The 16,444-nt window shown below is 62.0% G+C and carries 13 protein-coding genes; 3 read left to right on the top strand and 10 right to left on the bottom strand.

From position 1 onward, the window contains the following. Nucleotides 1–19: 19 nt before the first annotated feature. Together tssL and tagH are read right to left on the bottom strand one after the other, a co-directional pair. Nucleotides 20–1,525, bottom strand: a complete 1,506-nt coding sequence (gene tssL, locus ACZ89F_RS21460; RefSeq protein WP_476093992.1) for a type VI secretion system protein TssL, long form — start codon at nucleotides 1,523–1,525, stop codon at nucleotides 20–22. Between the two features lie 302 nt (nucleotides 1,526–1,827). Further along, the gene (gene tagH / locus ACZ89F_RS21455; RefSeq protein WP_476097329.1) at nucleotides 1,828–2,880 is read right to left on the bottom strand and encodes a type VI secretion system-associated FHA domain protein TagH; all 1,053 of its coding nucleotides are present in this window, start codon (nucleotides 2,878–2,880) and stop codon (nucleotides 1,828–1,830) included. A 259-nt stretch (nucleotides 2,881–3,139) separates the two neighbouring features. On the opposite strand from tagH, the gene ACZ89F_RS21450 reads away from it, so the two are divergent. From ACZ89F_RS21450 to ACZ89F_RS21440, 3 genes are read left to right on the top strand one after another with little or no spacing between them, the layout of a single operon-like run. After that, a complete protein-coding gene (locus tag ACZ89F_RS21450; protein ID WP_476093991.1) occupies nucleotides 3,140–5,467 on the top strand; it encodes a type VI secretion system Vgr family protein in 2,328 nt (775 codons plus the stop codon). A gap of 8 nt (nucleotides 5,468–5,475) precedes the next feature. Next, nucleotides 5,476–5,901, top strand: coding sequence for a DUF6484 domain-containing protein (locus ACZ89F_RS21445; protein WP_476093989.1), 426 nt, complete (start codon nucleotides 5,476–5,478; stop codon nucleotides 5,899–5,901). Nucleotides 5,902–5,957: 56 nt separating this feature from the next. Next, entirely contained in the window at nucleotides 5,958–6,995 is a 1,038-nt protein-coding gene (locus ACZ89F_RS21440) for a HEAT repeat domain-containing protein (RefSeq protein WP_476093987.1), read from the top strand. A 6-nt stretch (nucleotides 6,996–7,001) separates the two neighbouring features. On the opposite strand, the gene ACZ89F_RS21435 is transcribed toward ACZ89F_RS21440, so the two are convergent. The 8 genes from ACZ89F_RS21435 to icmH form a co-directional block, all read right to left on the bottom strand. Further along, the gene (locus ACZ89F_RS21435; RefSeq protein ID WP_476093985.1) at nucleotides 7,002–7,877 is read right to left on the bottom strand and encodes a hypothetical protein; all 876 of its coding nucleotides are present in this window, start codon (nucleotides 7,875–7,877) and stop codon (nucleotides 7,002–7,004) included. Between the two features lies 1 nt (nucleotide 7,878). After that, the gene (locus tag ACZ89F_RS21430) at nucleotides 7,879–8,550 is read right to left on the bottom strand and encodes a hypothetical protein (RefSeq protein ID WP_476093983.1); all 672 of its coding nucleotides are present in this window, start codon (nucleotides 8,548–8,550) and stop codon (nucleotides 7,879–7,881) included. After that, the gene (locus tag ACZ89F_RS21425; RefSeq protein WP_476093982.1) at nucleotides 8,507–8,935 is read right to left on the bottom strand and encodes a DUF4150 domain-containing protein; all 429 of its coding nucleotides are present in this window, start codon (nucleotides 8,933–8,935) and stop codon (nucleotides 8,507–8,509) included. The genes ACZ89F_RS21430 and ACZ89F_RS21425 overlap by 44 nt, the downstream gene beginning before the upstream one ends. After that, nucleotides 8,932–9,813, bottom strand: coding sequence for a hypothetical protein (locus tag ACZ89F_RS21420; protein ID WP_476093980.1), 882 nt, complete (start codon nucleotides 9,811–9,813; stop codon nucleotides 8,932–8,934). The genes ACZ89F_RS21425 and ACZ89F_RS21420 overlap by 4 nt, the downstream gene beginning before the upstream one ends. Before the next feature lie 137 nt (nucleotides 9,814–9,950). Further along, nucleotides 9,951–11,039, bottom strand: a complete 1,089-nt coding sequence (locus ACZ89F_RS21415; RefSeq protein WP_476093978.1) for a DUF2169 family type VI secretion system accessory protein — start codon at nucleotides 11,037–11,039, stop codon at nucleotides 9,951–9,953. Further along, nucleotides 11,039–11,599: a type VI secretion system-associated protein TagF gene (tagF, locus tag ACZ89F_RS21410; protein ID WP_476093976.1), complete on the bottom strand. Its 561-nt coding sequence runs from the start codon at nucleotides 11,597–11,599 to the stop codon at nucleotides 11,039–11,041. Before tagF ends, ACZ89F_RS21415 begins: the two co-directional genes overlap by 1 nt. Further along, entirely contained in the window at nucleotides 11,581–15,117 is a 3,537-nt protein-coding gene (tssM, locus tag ACZ89F_RS21405; RefSeq protein WP_476093974.1) for a type VI secretion system membrane subunit TssM, read from the bottom strand. Before tssM ends, tagF begins: the two co-directional genes overlap by 19 nt. 1 nt (nucleotide 15,118) lies before the next feature. Next, entirely contained in the window at nucleotides 15,119–16,441 is a 1,323-nt protein-coding gene (icmH, locus tag ACZ89F_RS21400; RefSeq protein ID WP_476093972.1) for a type IVB secretion system protein IcmH/DotU, read from the bottom strand. Between the last annotated feature and the right edge of the window lie 3 nt (nucleotides 16,442–16,444).

Below are 16,444 nucleotides of genomic sequence, written 5' to 3'. Positions count from 1 at the left end.
CGCTTCCGGCTGGCCGTGCTCACAATGTTTCCTCCTTGGCGATCATCACATCGACACGGCGGTTCTTGGTGCGGCCTTCCGGCGTCGCATTGTCGGCGATTGGCTCATCCTCACCCTTGCCGTCGACGGTCAGTCGCGAAGGATCGCTGAACTTCGGTGCCATCATGGTTTCCACGGCCCTCGCCCTGGCGACGGAAAGATCGAAGTTGGACTTGAACGGGCTCGATTTTCGCGGCTTCACATTGTCTGTATGGCCGACGATCCTGATTGGCCCGCGCTCGGGTTCCAGGGCCGCGGCGATATCGGCGGCAATGGGCTGGAACTCCGGCTTCGCCTCGGCCCTGCCGGACTGGAACAGCAGGAGATTGTTGATTTCGACCACGATGAAGTCGCCCTTCGTGCCGATGGTCAGCCCGCCGCCTTCGACTTCCTTGGCCAGTGCCGAGCGGATGCGATCGATCTGCGTGGTTGTGGAGACGGGTAGGACGACTTTCGCCGGCTCCGCCAACCGCGCCACGCTGGCCCGTTCGATGGCGACCGGCGTCGATGGGGCGAGCGCAAGCAATTCAGCGGCGGTGGCGTCGCCTTCGTTGGTAATGAAGACCCGCAGCGCAAAGAATGCAGCAGTCAGTAGCGCCGACGCCGCTGCAGCGACGACCCAGAGCGGCACGCGTGTCGACGATTGCGTCATGGTTGACGCCAAGCCCTGCCAGCGGGGCGAGATGTCCGCGTCCGCGCGTGCCTTGAAGTAGCGAAGCGTTTCGTAGACGTCGCGCCGAACGCGTTCGAGATTGCTGTCTTCGCGCGTCAGGCCCCGGTACTGGCCCTCGAACCCCAGCGACAGGCAGACATGCATCAGTTCGAGCAGATCGTAGTGCGCTTCGGGACTGGCCAGGACCTTGTTCAGCGCTTCGAAGAAGCCTGTGCCGCTGGGCTCGACGTGAAAGAACTGCGACAGCATACTGTGCTGCGCCCAAGCGTCTTTCCGTGGCCAAGGCAGGTTGCCGATGAGATCGTCGGCGGTTTCGCAGAGGACGAATTTCGCAATCCGTGCATCCTCTTCGGCAACACCTGATTTCTCCAGTGTCCTGTCGAATCGATCAATCGCCTCGGTGACATGTTCGGCCAACGGCCCGGCTTGCCTCTCGACGGCGATAAGCCTGAGTTGGCCGAACAGCATCAGTAACGGTGCGGCCGCGGCAAGGATCGGGTTTGCCGCGGAGTATCTGACACTGTCCGTGACATTGAGCAGGGTCTCCTGCCGTAGAGCCGGCGCCGCCGCGGAAGCGACGCCTCCTGCCGCGCCGGAAGGAGCACCTTGATAAATCACGGTCCCGGATATCCAGCCCGGCGGTGTATGCCGGCCGACGCCGGGATCGAACACGGTCGAATCCTTGATCTGCGAGGGTTGCCCGCCATCCGCGACGGGCTCCTGAGGGATCGGAGCCGGTTTTCGCTCACGCCGTGGAGGGGCGCGAATGACGGTCTTGCCCGCCGGGCCGAAAGGATCGTCTTTCGAACTCATGGCCGATCGTCCGTGCAGGCGGTGTGCCCGCGACTGGGCGAGGCAGGTGCAAAACGTTTTCTCGTCAGGTGGAGGAAATGCAATCTCTGCCGACCCTGGCATTGTCCGGAGGAAGGTCGGCTATATCTTACTATCCCGCCGAAAGATGACATTTGCCGCAGACCCCCAGGTCGATCAGCCTTACCCGCTTAGCGAAGTGTCGTATGTGATCGTAATCGCAGAAACTCTCGATTGGAACCGGATGCCGCGCACCGAAGAGGTTTTCTTCGTCGACTTCAGCCTCGCATCCCCTTTGGGCCGGTCTATTTTTGCTTGTCGGCCTTGGCATAGGCTTCGCTGAAATAGGCCAGGAATATGTCCAGCATGCCGTTCTCGTGGGCTTCCTCCATGGTTCTCCAGGTCGCGACAAAAGCGTCCCAAGCCTGGCTTTTCTTCGACGAGAACGACGTCGGGGGGAGTTTCCTTCCGATCGCCTCGGGCGACAGGTCGTCAAGCAGCCGCGACAGCGCGGCTTGCATGGCGGCGTAGGTGGCGAATTCGTGCGTCTTGAGATCGCGGAATGCATCTTCGATGCTGCGCCTGGCATCAAGATAGCCGGCTCTGCGCCGGGCGAACATGATTTCGAGGATGTCGTCGGTTCCCGGAACGAACTTCAGGGGATTGTTGTCGGCGGCGCTGATCATCGTTCTCTGTGTGCTCTTGGCCAGCATTTTCGCGGCCGCGCGGGCTTTCAAAAGCATGCTCAGCTCCTCGACCACCGTCCGCAGGACCGCGCCGATTTCGGCGGCAACTTCATGCGGGTCGCGCGATTGAAGCAATTCCGGCGAGATGCCGGCCGCGATCGCGATTTCCCGTAGCACTTCGTCTCCGGTCGAAGGGAGAGGCGGTTGCGATGAGAACGCCCGAGCCGGAAACCGCTGCCCGGACTGTTGCTCCGATGGAGTGGAGAACGGCTCGGCGGCGAATTCCAGCGGCCGGCCTGTCGCTGCCGGCATTTCTCGTTGTGTCGAACTGTGGCTGGGATGACCTTTCGTGGACCGCTCGTTGTCGATCGATACGAAGAGGACATAGCGGCCGATCAGCACCCGGTCGCCATGGCTCAGCCGATGCGGGCCGGTCATGCGCTGGCTGGATCCGTTGATGTAGGTTCCGTTGCGTGAGACATCGTGCAACCAGAACGCGCCTGCCTCGTAGCGGACCTCGCAATGCCGGCCTGAGATGAACTTGTCCGGGTCCGGCAAGGTCCAGTCACAAGCCTCGCGTCCGATTTCGAAGCCGCGATCACGCGCCGCGTAGCCGGTCGGGATATCAGCGGGCAAGGAGTCGATACTGTTGATTTGCAGACTGATGTACATCCAGGATCGCCGTCGAACGCTGACCGATACTCCACATACTAGCAGTTTGCGGGTACAACAGGACAGTAGCGTTTCGAGCCAATGCATTGACAGGGCAGGGTTCAGTCGCCCCCGTCCTCTTTGGTCTGCTGGACAACATGTGGTAGGCTCAACATGGCCTTGTGTGGCGGATCGAAAAGTTTCTGAGCGTGATCTTGTTAATAGAGCAGGAACTTTAAATCCAACACGCTAGCGGCCGCGTCCAGGAGGGGCACGACCCATGCCGAACGAACGTGCCACGGTTGTGCAGACACCTGTTGGCGCCGAGCTGTTGACCTTCACGCATCTTGTCGGTCGCGATGAGATCAGCCGTTGTTTGGCCTATACGGTCGGGTTCGTCAGCCCCAGCCCCGATATCGATCCGTTGAAAATGCTGGGGGGCGTGGTTTCGGTCGAAGGCGAATCCGATCCGAAACGTTGGTTCAGCGGCCTTGTGTCCGAGTTTCGCCTGACCCGCATCGAGGATCGATTGGCCTACTACGAAGCGGTCGTCAGGCCGTGGCTCTGGTTCCTCGGCAACACCACGGATTGCCGTATTTTCCAGAACAAGAGCGTCGTCGACATCGTCAAGGACGTTTTCAAGAAATACAGCACGGCGGAATTCGATCTGCGCCTGCAGGGATCCTACCCTCCGCGCGAATACTGCGTGCAATATGACGAGACCGATCTGGATTTCGTCCAGCGGCTGCTCGAGCATGAAGGCATCCTGTATTTTTTCGAGCATGACGAGGGCAAACACACGCTTGTCCTGACCGATGCGATGAGCAAGCTGAAGCCGGCGCCGGGCTACGAGAAAGTGCCGTATCACTTTGAAGGGCAGGGCTCCCGGCGCGATGTCGAATACATCACCGAATGGATACCGGGCAGTTCGGTGCGCCCGGGCGCCTATGCCCACACCGACTATGATTTCAAGAAGCCGGGCGCCGACCTTATGGCCAAGTCGGCCCAGCCGTTCAGTCACAAACTGGCCGCCGGCGAAAACTATCGCCAGCCCGGCGCGCATCTCGAAGTCGGCCGGGGCGATAACCTTGCCGCGATCCGGCGCGAGGAAATTCAGGCCGTCCACCAGCGCATCGCCGCGGTCGGCACCGTGCGCGGCCTTTTTTCGGGCTGCACGTTCAAGCTGGATGGCTTTCCGCGCGAAGACCAGAACCAGGAGTATCTGGTGGTCAGTGCCGAATACAGGCTGTTCGATCCGGGATACAGAAGCCATGCCGACGTCGACAGCGAGAACTTCAAGGTGATCCTGGGCGTGGCGCCGACCGCCTTGCCCTATCGTCCGCCGCGCATAACGCCACGGCCGATCATGCGTGGCCCCCAGACGGCAACGGTGGTCGGCCCGTCAGGCCAGGAAATATTCACCGACAAATACGCCCGGGTGAAGGTGCAGTTCCACTGGGACCGCCTGGGCAAGAAGGACGAGAACAGCTCCTGTTTCGTGCGGGTCTCGCAGACCTGGGCCGGCAGCGGCTGGGGCTTCATCCAGATACCGCGCATTGGCCAGGAGGTGATCGTCGACTTCATCGAAGGCGACCCTGACCTGCCGATCATCACCGGCCGGGTCTACAATGCCTCGCAGATGCCGCCCTACGGCCTGCCGGGCAGCGCCACCCAGTCTGGCTGGAAGTCGAACTCCTCGCTCGGTGGCGGCGGCTACAACGAGCTGATGTTCGAGGACAAGGCCGGCTCCGAACTGGTCAACTTCCAGGCGCAGAAGGATCACAACCTTCTGATCAAGCATGACCGTACCAAGCTGGTGCAGCACGATCAGTCGGACCGCATCGACCACGACGCCAAGCATTCCGTCGGCCACAACCTCGACGAGGACGTCGGCAACAACAAGACGGTCAAGGTCGGCGTCGACCAGACCACCAATATCGGCAACAACGACACCGAGACGGTGGGCAAGAACCGGTCCCTGACGGTCATGGCCAACGAGACGATCCATGTCGTGTCGAACTCGACGGAGAATATCGACGCCAATCATTCGCAGACCGTGGGCCTGGTTCAGACGGTCACCGTTGGCGCGGCGCGCGTCGATACCGTCGGTGCCGCGGAGACGAGGACCGTTGGAGCGGTGCAGACCAACACCATCGGGGCGACGCGCTCGGTGAGTGTGGGAATCAGCCAGACTCACAGCATAGGGACGAGCGATACCTGGACCATCGGCGCCGATCAGAGCATCAGCATTGGTGCCGGGCAGACCGTCGCCATCGCCGCGTCGCAAGCCACCGATGTAGGCGCCTCACGCATGGCCAACATCAAATCCAACGACAGCACTGACGTCGGCGGCGGGCACATGCTCAAGATCGCCAAAGGCAGCAAGATCGACGTCGGCGAAAGCGGAGTCATCGACGTTGGCAAGAACTTCACGCTCGACGCCAAGGAGTCCATCACGCTGAAGTCCGGAAGCGCGCAGATCGTGATGAAGAAAGACGGCACGATCATCATCGAGGGCAAGGATATTACCGTGAAGGGCTCGGGCACGATCAATATCAAGGCGTCGAGCGATGTGATCATCAAAGGCTCGAAGATCAACGAGAATTGAGGGCGACGATGAGCAAGGTCAGGGACAAGATCGACGGCGTGGTGATCGGCGCCTTCCTGGGATTCGGGGACGAGTCCCCGTTGGTCGTTTTTCCCGGCAACCCGGAGAAGACGGCGTTGCCAGCGCGCAGCCTGTGCGAATTGTCGTCGGACATGATCGGCTGTGAGGTGGCCTTGCTGTTTCAGGAAGGTGACCCGCGCCGGCCTCTGATTGTCGGCCGGATCGTCGAGCCCAACCGCGCTAAGGCGGCTCCGCAGGTGATCCGGGATGGACAGTGCGTGCAGATCACCGCCGAGGATCGCCTGGAACTGCGATGCGGCAAGGCGACGATCCTGATGGAGGCAGACGGCCGCATCACCATACGTGGCGCTCACATCACCAGCCACGCCAGTGGTGCGCAGCGCATTCGCGGCGGCTCGATCAACCTGAACTGATGCGAACCTCGTCGAAGACAGAGGGGCCACGCCCGGTCCGCATCGCGGCGGAGGTCGTGCGTCAGCATGCGGAACTCGTCGCCTTCCTGTGGGCGCAGCGTGACAGCTGGTCCGCCGAGGATCCCCCGGATGCCAAGGTCATAGCCGAAATCGACGAGCGGCTGGAGACAAACCTCGACGGCCTGCGCATCGCGGGCACTGCTGCATGGCCATTTCTGATCGCGCAGCACGAGAATTTTCCGGAGAAAGGCGAGCTGTTCGCCTTCGCATGGATGGCGTTGGAACTGGCTGATGGCGGGAAGGTGGCACAAGCGGTCGAGTTCGGGAGCCTGACGGCCGATGATGCCAAAGGCTTGGTCGGCGCGCTTGCGTGGCACAAGCCGGCGGCGATCGGGCCTTTTGTGCGCGAGTGGATCGGTGGCCAGGATGCCTTCACCCGCTTCCTCGCCGTCTCGTCGTGTATCGTGCACAATGTCGACCCGGGCGCGACTTTGACCCGGCTGGTCAACGACAACGATTCAAGGGTGCGTGCCGCCGCTATTCGTCTCGCAGGTCAACTTCGACGTTTCGATCTGGGGCGGGATGTCCAATCTGCGCTCGATCACGGGGATGAACGCGTCCGGCTATGGGCCTCATGGGCACTCGTCGAACTGGGGTCAGGCGATCTGACGCGCCAGGAGCTGAGGAAAATCGCAACCGCCGCCGGACCCGACGCCATGGTCGCGATGCGCGCGCTGGTCAAGGCCGGACCGGACAAGGACGTCCGTGCGTGGATGGGCGGGCTGATGAAGTCGCCCTCTACCGCTCCCATCGCCGTGCGCGGCATCGGGATGCTTGGTGACAGGTCGGTGCTGGGCTGGCTCGTGGAGCGGATGAAGGAACCGCCGCTTGCGTTGGCCGCCACGGCCTCTTTCCTGGAACTCTTTCCGGAGGCTCGCCAGGAGAGCAAGCTGTTCACGGGGGATCCACCCGATTTGGGCAAGTCGTTCGCGACATTCTTCGCGGACAGAATCGTCACTTTGTCGCTGGCGGAAAAGGTGTCGGAATGGGCGGGATTGAACGCGCTTGGACCGGCGAACAACGGCCCTCAATAGGAAGCGTCACTCCGGAATCGGATGACCGAAGAAATAGCGCTGTCCCGGACGGAATCGGCTGACGTCGTCGCTGTCCAGAAAGCCCTCGACGATTGCCGCCGCAGGCAAGCGCAAAAGCGTACCGTTCTCTGTATAGAACGAGCGTGTGTCGAGCCCGGTGGCAGCCTCGAAGGCGACTCGCTCACGGTTGATGCGACCAAATTGCCGATCATCGGATCGCAATCGGTCGAGCAACCTTTGTGCGAGTTGAACCACATCATATATCTTGCCTTCATAGACGGGCGTGGCTTCCGACGGCACACTATCGCGGACATTGCGGAAAGCTTTCTGGACCACGTCGAAGTACGACACACGATCGACGATGAACCGCAGCGGCTGATCGTCATCGTCTGGTATGTCAAGTGTCTGCGAGGCGCCGTCCCACACCGGCCCGTCGTCCCCCTCCATGAGGTAGGAAAGGTGGTTCTCAATCTGGTGCCGCGACTCTTCATCTTCGGCCTCCTGATGAAGTTGCAGCAGCGGCGTCACCGCCTTGAGATTGCAGGATGCGCCCAATGCCGAGGCAAAGAAGTATTGGAAATCGGAATTCGAGATTCGCGACTTGAAGTACGAGAAAGCGCCGGAGATTGCTTTCCAATTGCCCGCATAGCCGATGATCTCGGTGGTCGCCCGCCAGAAGAAATATCCCTCCGTCTTCGTCATCAGGGCGGGAAGCCGGCCGAGCCCGGCGAAATTCCCGGACTTGCAAGCTCTCAGGACAGCCAAGTAGACCGTCCAGGGATCCTCGCTATGCGCCGCGGAAACTGGATCGAACTCGTCGCCCAGGGATGAGTCCACATAAAACCCGTCATAGGCGCGGGGGCTGATCGGTGCCTGAGCCATCCTAGGCCGTCGTCAATTGTTCGAGGGTCTTCTGCCAAGCTTCGATGTCCTGACACTCCTTGGGGGAAGCTTTCAAATATTGGTCAGGCAGTACGTTGTTTGCTGTTGCGCACCCGCCTGCCATCATCGGCGTCTTGTGATGCATCGTCTTGCCTTTGAAATCAGGTGGGGGTTGACCTGGCTTCGTGTTCGCCTCTGTCCATTTTTTCACGGCGATATCCTTCAGTCCGTTGTCGTCGAAATGATTTCGCCCGCTTTTCGCCTGTCTTTCCACACGTGTTCCGCTTCGCGGGCTGGTGTATTTGGATTTAGCACCGCGAGGCACGTCAAAGTAGAGAGCGCAGGGCCCATCTTCCGTCTTGTGAACGTTTGGACAGCCATCACCGCCCGCCGCGCTTGCCGCCCGAGCCTTGTCTTTTGCAGGCAGCATCAAATCCAGCGCCTTCTTGAAGCGATCGCGGGCCTTGTCGGTTGTCAGTTCTTTGGCCCTCGCCTCCCAGAAGTCTTTTTCCTTCATCAAAGGGAAGGGCTTGTCGTTCTCATCCTTCTGCCACTCGTGCAATGCCTCGTGGCAGCAGGGGCATTTGCCCTCTTTCCACAAATCCTCGGATTCCGCGAAGGTCTGCGTTTCAGGCGGCGGGAGCGGGGGGAGTAGATGGAGGGTCTGAAGCATGATTGCTTGTTGTCAGATCGAGATGCCGGCAGACGTTCTTGCCCTCAAATTTCACATCCATGCACCATGCCTGGAAGAACGTCTTGCCAGTGATCTGATGCGTGATGACCGCCGCCCCGAATGTGCGCGTTGCAGCCTCGTTTCCCAGGACGGACTCCTGATAGTAGGATTTCTGGGCGAGCGCCGCGCCCTTGCCGCCGATCTTCACCGTCGACGAACCCGACTTGAGTGTATTCGAGAACGAGGTGTTTGGATAAGGGACTGGGATCGGTCCCGCGGGCGGCGAAGGCGGCGACATACAAACGTCGGGGAACCGCGCGATCGACTTGTTCATACCGTTTTCGGCGGCGATTTCCCACTTTCCGGCAAAGACGTTCTTAGTCATCTAAGGTCCTCAGCCGAGACCACAGCGGCCGCGCGACCGCCGAACGACATCGAACTGCCGTGCAACGCGGCGAGATCACCCAGCGCATAGCCGCGTCTGAAGGCCTGCTCCGCCCAGGCGAACTGGATCATGCCAGTCGCCAATCCGCAATCGCCCATGCAGTCCGCCGCGTGCCACACGGGCTGTTCCGGACGCGTCTTGCGCATGTTGCGCATCTGCGCCAGCACCAGTTCCTCGAATGCGTAGGATTCGCCCCCGACATCGCTGAGGCGGAAAGCAACTTCGTGCATCTGCACGCCTGCTTCGCCAAGTGCGGCTTTTAGTGCCGCGCTGAGGCCATCCGCCCGGAACGGTTCCTCGTTGCTCGCTGTTGCCTTCTCGATGGCGAGGCCCAATCCGCGCAACCGCAAGGATCCGTCAACGATCAGGCGTTTGCTAACGACTAGAATGCAGGCCGCTTCGCCGGGGATGAGGCCATCCGTCACGTCGCTCGTCCTCAGTCGCATCTGGCTGTCCAGCCAGTTGAGCGAGCGCGCGTCGATCAGGCTGTCGATCGCCATGATGATGCAAGCCTCTGCATCCCCCTTATTCACCAGCCTGCGAGCCTGTTCCATCGCGACAAAAGCCGAAATGTGGCCATGGGCGACTTGGAATGTGCGCGACCCCACCAATGGCCTCCCGCCCGGAACCGCAAGCCCCGCCAGAATCCCGTTGATGCGGGCGCCGGGCATGTCGGCGTCGCGTGTGCACAGGATGAACGGCATCTCGCCCCACGGAAGCAAGGCCGCAGCCTTTTCATCGATCTGTTCAACAGCGAGCCGGGTCAATGCCTGAAGACGGCTACGGCCGTGCTTCTCAACTGGGATAGCGTCGACCATGGCACCGCGAATCGGCTGGCCGTTGCTGTCCCGATACGACAATTCCTCGAACACCGAGATGCTCGCCCGCATCGCCGCCGCAGCACTTGCCGGTGTATAGCCGACCGGGCATACGAGGCTGATGCAGGTAACCGTAGTCATGTTGTTTTCTTGCGTATCCCGGCCAGGGCCGCCACAGCCTCCTTCAATCCGGCGTAGTGTGGCTTGGGGCTTTTCGGTTTCGGTTCGCTACCCACTTGGACCTGTTGCAATTTCACAAACTTCCGCGGCAGCTTCGTGCTTACCCGTCCGACCAGAACGATCCTCGCCTCGTGCGGCAGGATGGTCAGGGTATCTGGCGCCGCCAGCTTGTGCTCGGTCCTGTCGACGAACATGAACCGCACCGGAACCGACATCGCCGGCAGCTTCACCTTGAACTTGCCGCTCTCGTTCATGCCCAAGCAGCCGAAGATCATGCCTTCGGAAAGCTTGTCGAGCCACTGATCCTGGGGGGCCGCCTGGAAGTAGCGGTCGTCGAAATCCTGCGGCAGGAAGGGCAGCACATTGTCCATCCAATGCTTGTCATAGGTGCCGGCATAGCGCGCTCGTTCCTTGGCAAAGCGTGGCACAGGACCGAAGCCGATCGGCTTGGGCCGGTCGTTCCAGATGTGCATCCGCGATTGCGGGTGCTCGACACAGGGCAGCGGTGTGCCGTCAATGTTGCTCTGGCCGACAAGGTAACCGCTTCCGATCGGGTTGACGGCGTCGCTGCGATGCTTGGCGGGATCAGGATCGGTTCGGTCGGTGCCGCCGAACGCGAGGTGCCATGCCAGCGGCGTTGAGATGAAAGGGTGCGGCCGTGATGCTTGGATGCCGAGCCCACCTCTGAACCAGCGTCTTTGGCCGGTGACCACCGCGCGCTTGTCCAATCCCGGCCCAACCAGGCGCACTTCGATAGCTTCCGCCTGCCTCCCTTTCGGAGCGACCGCCATGGCGTCGAGCAGAACCTCGCATTTCGGTTTGACAGGGGCAAAGTCGGTCTCGACGCGAATGGAAGTGACTTCCGGATCGCCATAATGGGTGTCGGCGTAGACGAAAGGCGACTGTTCCTTGCTGGGCGTGCAGTTGCCTTGTTCATCGACGTCGTACGTGGCCCGGATCACGACAACACAAAATTTCACGCAATGCTTGTCCTGGTAAGGAAAAGTCTCGGCGAGAAACGGTGTCGTGTTATGGCTGACGAACATCAGATTTGCCCCTGCATCGACCGGGCTTCCCAACTGGCAGTTAGAACTTGTTCCAGTGTCGCTTGCGGCGATTGCGGATCGATGTCGAAAATGTCGGAACGGGCCGTCCACATCACCATGCCGCTGATGACCTCGTCGTCCGGCTCGACGGGCGGCACCGGCAGTCCGGCGAGCGCGGCATCCAGTTCGTCCGGCGTCAGCTCGCCGTGTTGGGCGGCGATGGCCGCCTCTTCGATCCTGGAGAACCACGCCTCGGCATCAGCCAGCCGAACCGGGGCTTCAGCAAGTTGGGCGACGACGCTCAGGGGGAACTGCCGGCCAACCCTGTCGGCGCTCTGCACAATGATGCCCACCGATGCGCCGAAGGAAGCCGGGCCAGCCAGGAAGCGCAGCGCGGTTGTGCTGGGCCAGAATTCCGAGCCGAACAGCGGGACGAGATGCTGCGCCAGCCAGCGGTCCCAGCCGCGAACAAAGTCGCCCGTCAGCCGCCGCGTCACGAAATCGCCGGTGGCGGGCATTTTGCCGTAAAAGCCGGGCAGGTTCATATCTGCGGTGGACATGAGAATTTCTTGAACATCTGCAGGTTGTAGGGGTTTTCGACGCTGGCGGCCTTGAGCTCGAAATCGGCGTACATGCCTTTCGTCCCCAGGCGAAGGCTGTAGACATCCGACAGCGAGGTCCCGGTGAATCGGCCGCTGCGCAGCATCCTCAGCCACGCCCAGCTGCCGGTCTCGTTGAGCATGATTTCAGGCGAACCATCGATGGGCTGGAAGGCGAGCGAGATGACCCCGGTGCCATCCTTGCCGGGCCAGGTCATCGGTTGCGGCCGCGTCGCGTTGTTGAAGTAGACGAGGGTCTGGCCATCGAGATTGAGCGTCACGCGCGTGACGTTCGGAGAAAGGTCCTTCGGTTCGAGCGTGAAGCTCATCACCGGTCCGGTACCCCCGGGAAAGAGATCGTCGCGTATCCGCCTGGCCTGCTCGAACGCCGCCAGCGCCGAAGGATCGAGGCCAAAGTCGGCACGCCATTTCCACGGCTGGCTGGCGGTGTCTACATAGCTGATCAAATGGTCGTTGATGAAGGCATCGATCAGGCCCGCCGGCCCGAACAGGCGGGCGAAGTCGCGGACATTGACGTCCACCGCACTTTCCGGACTGAATGGATAGCGGTCGTTCAGCGCTGCCTGGCAGAAAGGCAGTATGTCGGCGCGCCAGATGGCGTTGAGTTCCGAAGTGACCGCCTTCTGAGTCAAATTGCTGGTGTCGCCGGCGATCCCGCCCAGCCAGCTGTTGATAGGGTCCGGCAGGATCTGTGCCTGCCTGGCGACCGCCCCCGTCAGTTCGGCAAGGCCGCCTTGCTTCTTGATGGCATCCTGGGGGTCGGGATTGGCCGTGACCGTCTGCAACACGTTGGACAGCGCCGTCAGAGCCACCACCGCGGCGTCGAGTGCTGGGGGCTGGCCGTCGACCTCGGCAATAGCACCTTTGAGCGGCTTGAAGTGTTCCGCCACCAGGTTGCCGGTAAGATCCACCTCGTCAGCTGAGCCCGCACGCGGAAGCAGCTTTGCCCCCGTTTTGACGATCTTGCCGAGCTTGCCGAGTTTGCCGAGCAGTTTCGAGCCGCCCTTGGCCGCCGCCTTGTCGTCGGCCGGCGCTTCATCGGACCGGGTAAGCTCGGTTTCCTGGACGACCGCAGTGAGCAGGCGTTTCAGTGCTGAATCGGCGCTGGAAAGATCCTTCAGATTCTCGCTGGCGATATTGAGGTCGCTCAACGGCGCCAGCCTCATATCGCGCAGGAAGCTGTCCCACTGTGCGATATAGTCGTCGTAATAGAGCTTCAGGATATCCTCGGACAGCGCCGACACCGACGTCTCGGAGTTCTCGGAGCAGCCCCCAGCGAAGACCGCTCGATCCAGCGCCGCTTGTGCTGCCACATCCTCGATCCGGTCGAGAATGGCGTCATGGAAACCGGAATAGGTGAATGCTCCGGAAATGCCGACGCGAAGTGTCTTGTCGGAACGCCGCGCAAACACCTTGCCCCCGTTGGGGCCGGCGAAATTGGCAGGGATCCATTCCTTGAGGCCGGCCACCTCCGGATCGGCCAGCAACTGCTTGTAGGCACGCGCCGGCAATGAAATCGTGCATACCGTTTTCAGTGCTTCCGCGACCAGCGCCTGGTCGGGCTCGATATAGCTTTCGTCGACCGTCATCCGGCGGATGGCGGCAAGCTGATGTTCTTCGGCATCGGCGGTTGGAAATGGTGCCGCGGCCGCGAATTCGGGCAGGCTGTTCACCCACCAGTTCTGGGCGTAGTCGGGATCCATCTGCGACAGACCCGTCATCATGCGATAGGTCTTGAGAGCGCCGAGCATGAAATCCGGATCGCGGATCTGCCGCCACATGGTAGCCTCGAGAAGAGCCACCATGTGCGGCTCGAGCACGTTGCGCAGGGCGTGATCATACGTGTCGGTCTGAGCCCGCACCAGTTCCGCCGAGGCCGATGGCCCCAGCAGATCCTGGACAGCACCCGGCGGTGCCGTCCGGGCATTTGCGACCGCGTCCATCGCCTCGAGCGCGCCGTCGATGGCAGGCTGCTGCACCGATGCCGGGTTTGCGGCAGCCGAGGTCAGCGGTGTCTGCAGCGCTTCGAACTGGCTTGCCTGGGCCGAGATCGCATTGCGGTTGTCGTAGTAGGACCAGGCAAACACCGCACTGGCCAACAAGCCCGCTGTGGCGCAGGCAGCCGCGGCACCCCGCCAGATCCAGGCGCGGCGGCGTTGCGCCAGCGGGTCGAACGTACCGAGGCCTGCTTCCCTAAAGATGACGTCGGTGAGCAGGTTCTTCAGGAAGAAGCTGCGTTTCTCGACCCTTGGTGCGGGCAGGGCCCGCCGTGGCGGAAGACCGAAGGACGACGACAGCGCCGCAGTCAGCCGGTCGATGGGTGCCCCTTCCTGGGTAGCCGACGTCAGATAGAGGCCGCGCAGCCACGCAGCCTCTTCATACCGGCTTTCGCCGAACATCGCCTCGACCAGCATCTGGATCGGTTCGGACAGGCTTGCGAGTTGGGCAGGAAACCGGAAGATCTCGGCACGAGCGGGAAGTTTCTCCTCATCCTCCAGGCGCGGCACCAGCCGCCGCTCGAGTTCCGTCGCCAGCGTCGAAATTTCGCGTTCGATGGTCTTGCCATCCACACGCGCATCGAGCGCGAAGGTCGTTCCCCAGACCTGCTCGCGCGAGGCGGTGGACAGGCCGCCAAAGAAGGCTTCGAAACCCTTGATGAGATCGGCCTTGGTCAGCATCAGATAGACCGGAAGGCGGATTTCGAGCCGCTCGTTGAGCTCGGCCAACCGGCGGCGGATCTTGCGGCCGTGCGCCTTGATGGCTTCGTCGCCCTCCGAAAGCACATCGATCGAAAGCGCGACGATCACGCCGTTGAGGGCGCGGCGGCCGCGATGCTTCTTCAAAAGGTCGAGGAAGCCCAGCCATTCCGCCGCGTCGACGTCGGGTTGGCTCTCCTGCTGCACATAGCGGCCGGCGGTGTCGATCAGAACCGCGTTCTCGGAAAAGAACCAGTCGCAGTTGCGCGTGCCTCCGACCCCTTGCAAATCGTCCGTGAGGTCGATCGGAAAATTCAATCCGGACTGCCGCAAGGCCGTGGTCTTGCCGGTGGCCGGCGGCCCGACGATCACATACCAGGGCATCTCGCGCAGAAACTTGCGTCCGCCCAGCTTGCGGCGCTTCAGTTCGGCCATCACCTCGGCGAACTTGGCACCCACGGCAGCGACGTTTTCTTCGCCGGGGCTCAGCGGCTTTTCCACCGCAGGCGCGGCAATCTCGGCGACGAACATGCGGTTGGCGCGGATCGCCCGGCGCTGGGCAACGATCAGCCAGATCAGCCAGAAGATGACCAGCAGCGCGATGATGACGATGCGCACATTTTCGGAGGCGAACGGTTCGTAGGGGCCGACCCTGACGATCGGGCCGAACACCCAGATGACCAGGGAGAGCAGCGTGATGCCGATCAGCGTCCACAGCCATCGCGATGTCAGAACCGCCCAGAGGAAGCGCAGGATGAACATCTCACAGCCTCTTTTCGACAAGCACCTCGACGCGGCGGTTCAAGGCTCGCCCCTGGCGCGTGCTGTCGCTGGCAACAGGATCGGTGGCCGCGCGGCCCTCGGATCGGATGCGGTCTTGTGGCACTCCGTTCTGGACCAGCATGTCGGCAATCGTCTGGGCGCGAGCCTCGGACAGTCGCTGGTTGGTCGACAGCGGATTGGTCTTCTGCAGAGGAACGCCGTCCGTATGACCGATCACCGTGATGTTTCCGATCAGCTCCTGATTGGCAAGGATCACCTTGGCGATCGAACCGATCAGAGGCTCGAAGCCTTCGGTCAGTTGTGGCCGCGACGACTGGAACAGTTCGGGGTTGGAGGCCTGGATGATCAGCTTGGCCAGCGAAACGCTCTCGGTCCCGCTGAGGGCGGATCTGAGGTCGGCCGGGGCTCCGGCCTGAAATTCCGGCAACAGTGCAAAATCCACTTTCTCCGGTGGCGGGGCCTCGACCTTAGGCGACGTACGGCTGATGTCGCCGCGTGCAGGCGGCGGCAAGGTGCGCACAAGTGCGGAAAGCTCGACCGCCTGGCTGCTCAGTCCCATCGAGAGCCCGATATGGATTGCCGTGGCAACAACCGCCGCACCGAGCGCCATGACCCAGATCGGAACGATGAAGCGCTGCGGCTCGTCGGATGCGATCACGCCCTTCCAGTTTGGCGACAGTGGCGCGCCTTCGGCGTCGGCATCGCGCAGGAAGCGTGCCGCCGCCACGCGAACGGCATTGAGCGAGCGGTCGCCTGACCGCCCAGGCACGCGATATTTGCCGCGGAAGCCGAGCGCCATGCAATCATACTGCAGTTCCAGCAATTCGCGATCGCGGTTGGGATGGCGTTCCAGTTCGTCGAGACGCGTGAAGAACTGCGTTCCGGCATCGACGTCGCCGCGCAGCATGACCACAAGCGGCTGCCGCGGCCAGGCGCTGGCCCCGCCCCATGGCGTGTTCAAAGCCAGATCGTCGAGCAACGCAGCCACGACCCAGGCCGCCTGGTCGGCCCGCTCCATCGAGGACCCCGTCGACATTGCCATGTCGCGTGCCCGCACCAGTTCTTCGAGCAATCGGGTGCGCAACGCTTCCGGATTCTCCGGCGGCAGCGCGCTTTCAAGCTCGGGAGCGAATTCGAGCAAGGGCGCGAATGCGTTGACAAGCGCGTTCGGGTGGGTGCGAGACCGCTTTACCGCCGCGCCCGGCAAGAGTGGCGCCATGGGTCGCGGCATCGGCGCGCCGGTCAATCGTATGCGGGTGCGTTCGCGATCGTCCGACAGTCCGAACGGATCATCGCGGCTCATGAT

It is taken from the genome of Mesorhizobium sp. USDA 3734 (genome assembly GCF_056279665.1).
This window is presented reverse-complemented; position numbering and strand designations above follow the sequence as displayed.

Coding starts and splice junctions, on each gene's coding strand:
- ACZ89F_RS21415 (WP_476093978.1), bottom strand. CDS start 11,039: ATGTTCGTCAGCCATAACACGACACCGTTTCTCGCCGAGACTTTTCCT.
- tagH (WP_476097329.1), bottom strand. CDS start 2,880: ATGTACATCAGTCTGCAAATCAACAGTATCGACTCCTTGCCCGCTGAT.
- ACZ89F_RS21450 (WP_476093991.1), top strand. CDS start 3,140: ATGCCGAACGAACGTGCCACGGTTGTGCAGACACCTGTTGGCGCCGAG.
- tssM (WP_476093974.1), bottom strand. CDS start 15,117: ATGTTCATCCTGCGCTTCCTCTGGGCGGTTCTGACATCGCGATGGCTG.
- ACZ89F_RS21420 (WP_476093980.1), bottom strand. CDS start 9,813: ATGGTCGACGCTATCCCAGTTGAGAAGCACGGCCGTAGCCGTCTTCAG.
- ACZ89F_RS21445 (WP_476093989.1), top strand. CDS start 5,476: ATGAGCAAGGTCAGGGACAAGATCGACGGCGTGGTGATCGGCGCCTTC.
- ACZ89F_RS21425 (WP_476093982.1), bottom strand. CDS start 8,935: ATGACTAAGAACGTCTTTGCCGGAAAGTGGGAAATCGCCGCCGAAAAC.
- tssL (WP_476093992.1), bottom strand. CDS start 1,525: ATGAGTTCGAAAGACGATCCTTTCGGCCCGGCGGGCAAGACCGTCATT.
- ACZ89F_RS21435 (WP_476093985.1), bottom strand. CDS start 7,877: ATGGCTCAGGCACCGATCAGCCCCCGCGCCTATGACGGGTTTTATGTG.
- tagF (WP_476093976.1), bottom strand. CDS start 11,599: ATGTCCACCGCAGATATGAACCTGCCCGGCTTTTACGGCAAAATGCCC.
- ACZ89F_RS21430 (WP_476093983.1), bottom strand. CDS start 8,550: ATGCTTCAGACCCTCCATCTACTCCCCCCGCTCCCGCCGCCTGAAACG.
- icmH (WP_476093972.1), bottom strand. CDS start 16,441: ATGAGCCGCGATGATCCGTTCGGACTGTCGGACGATCGCGAACGCACC.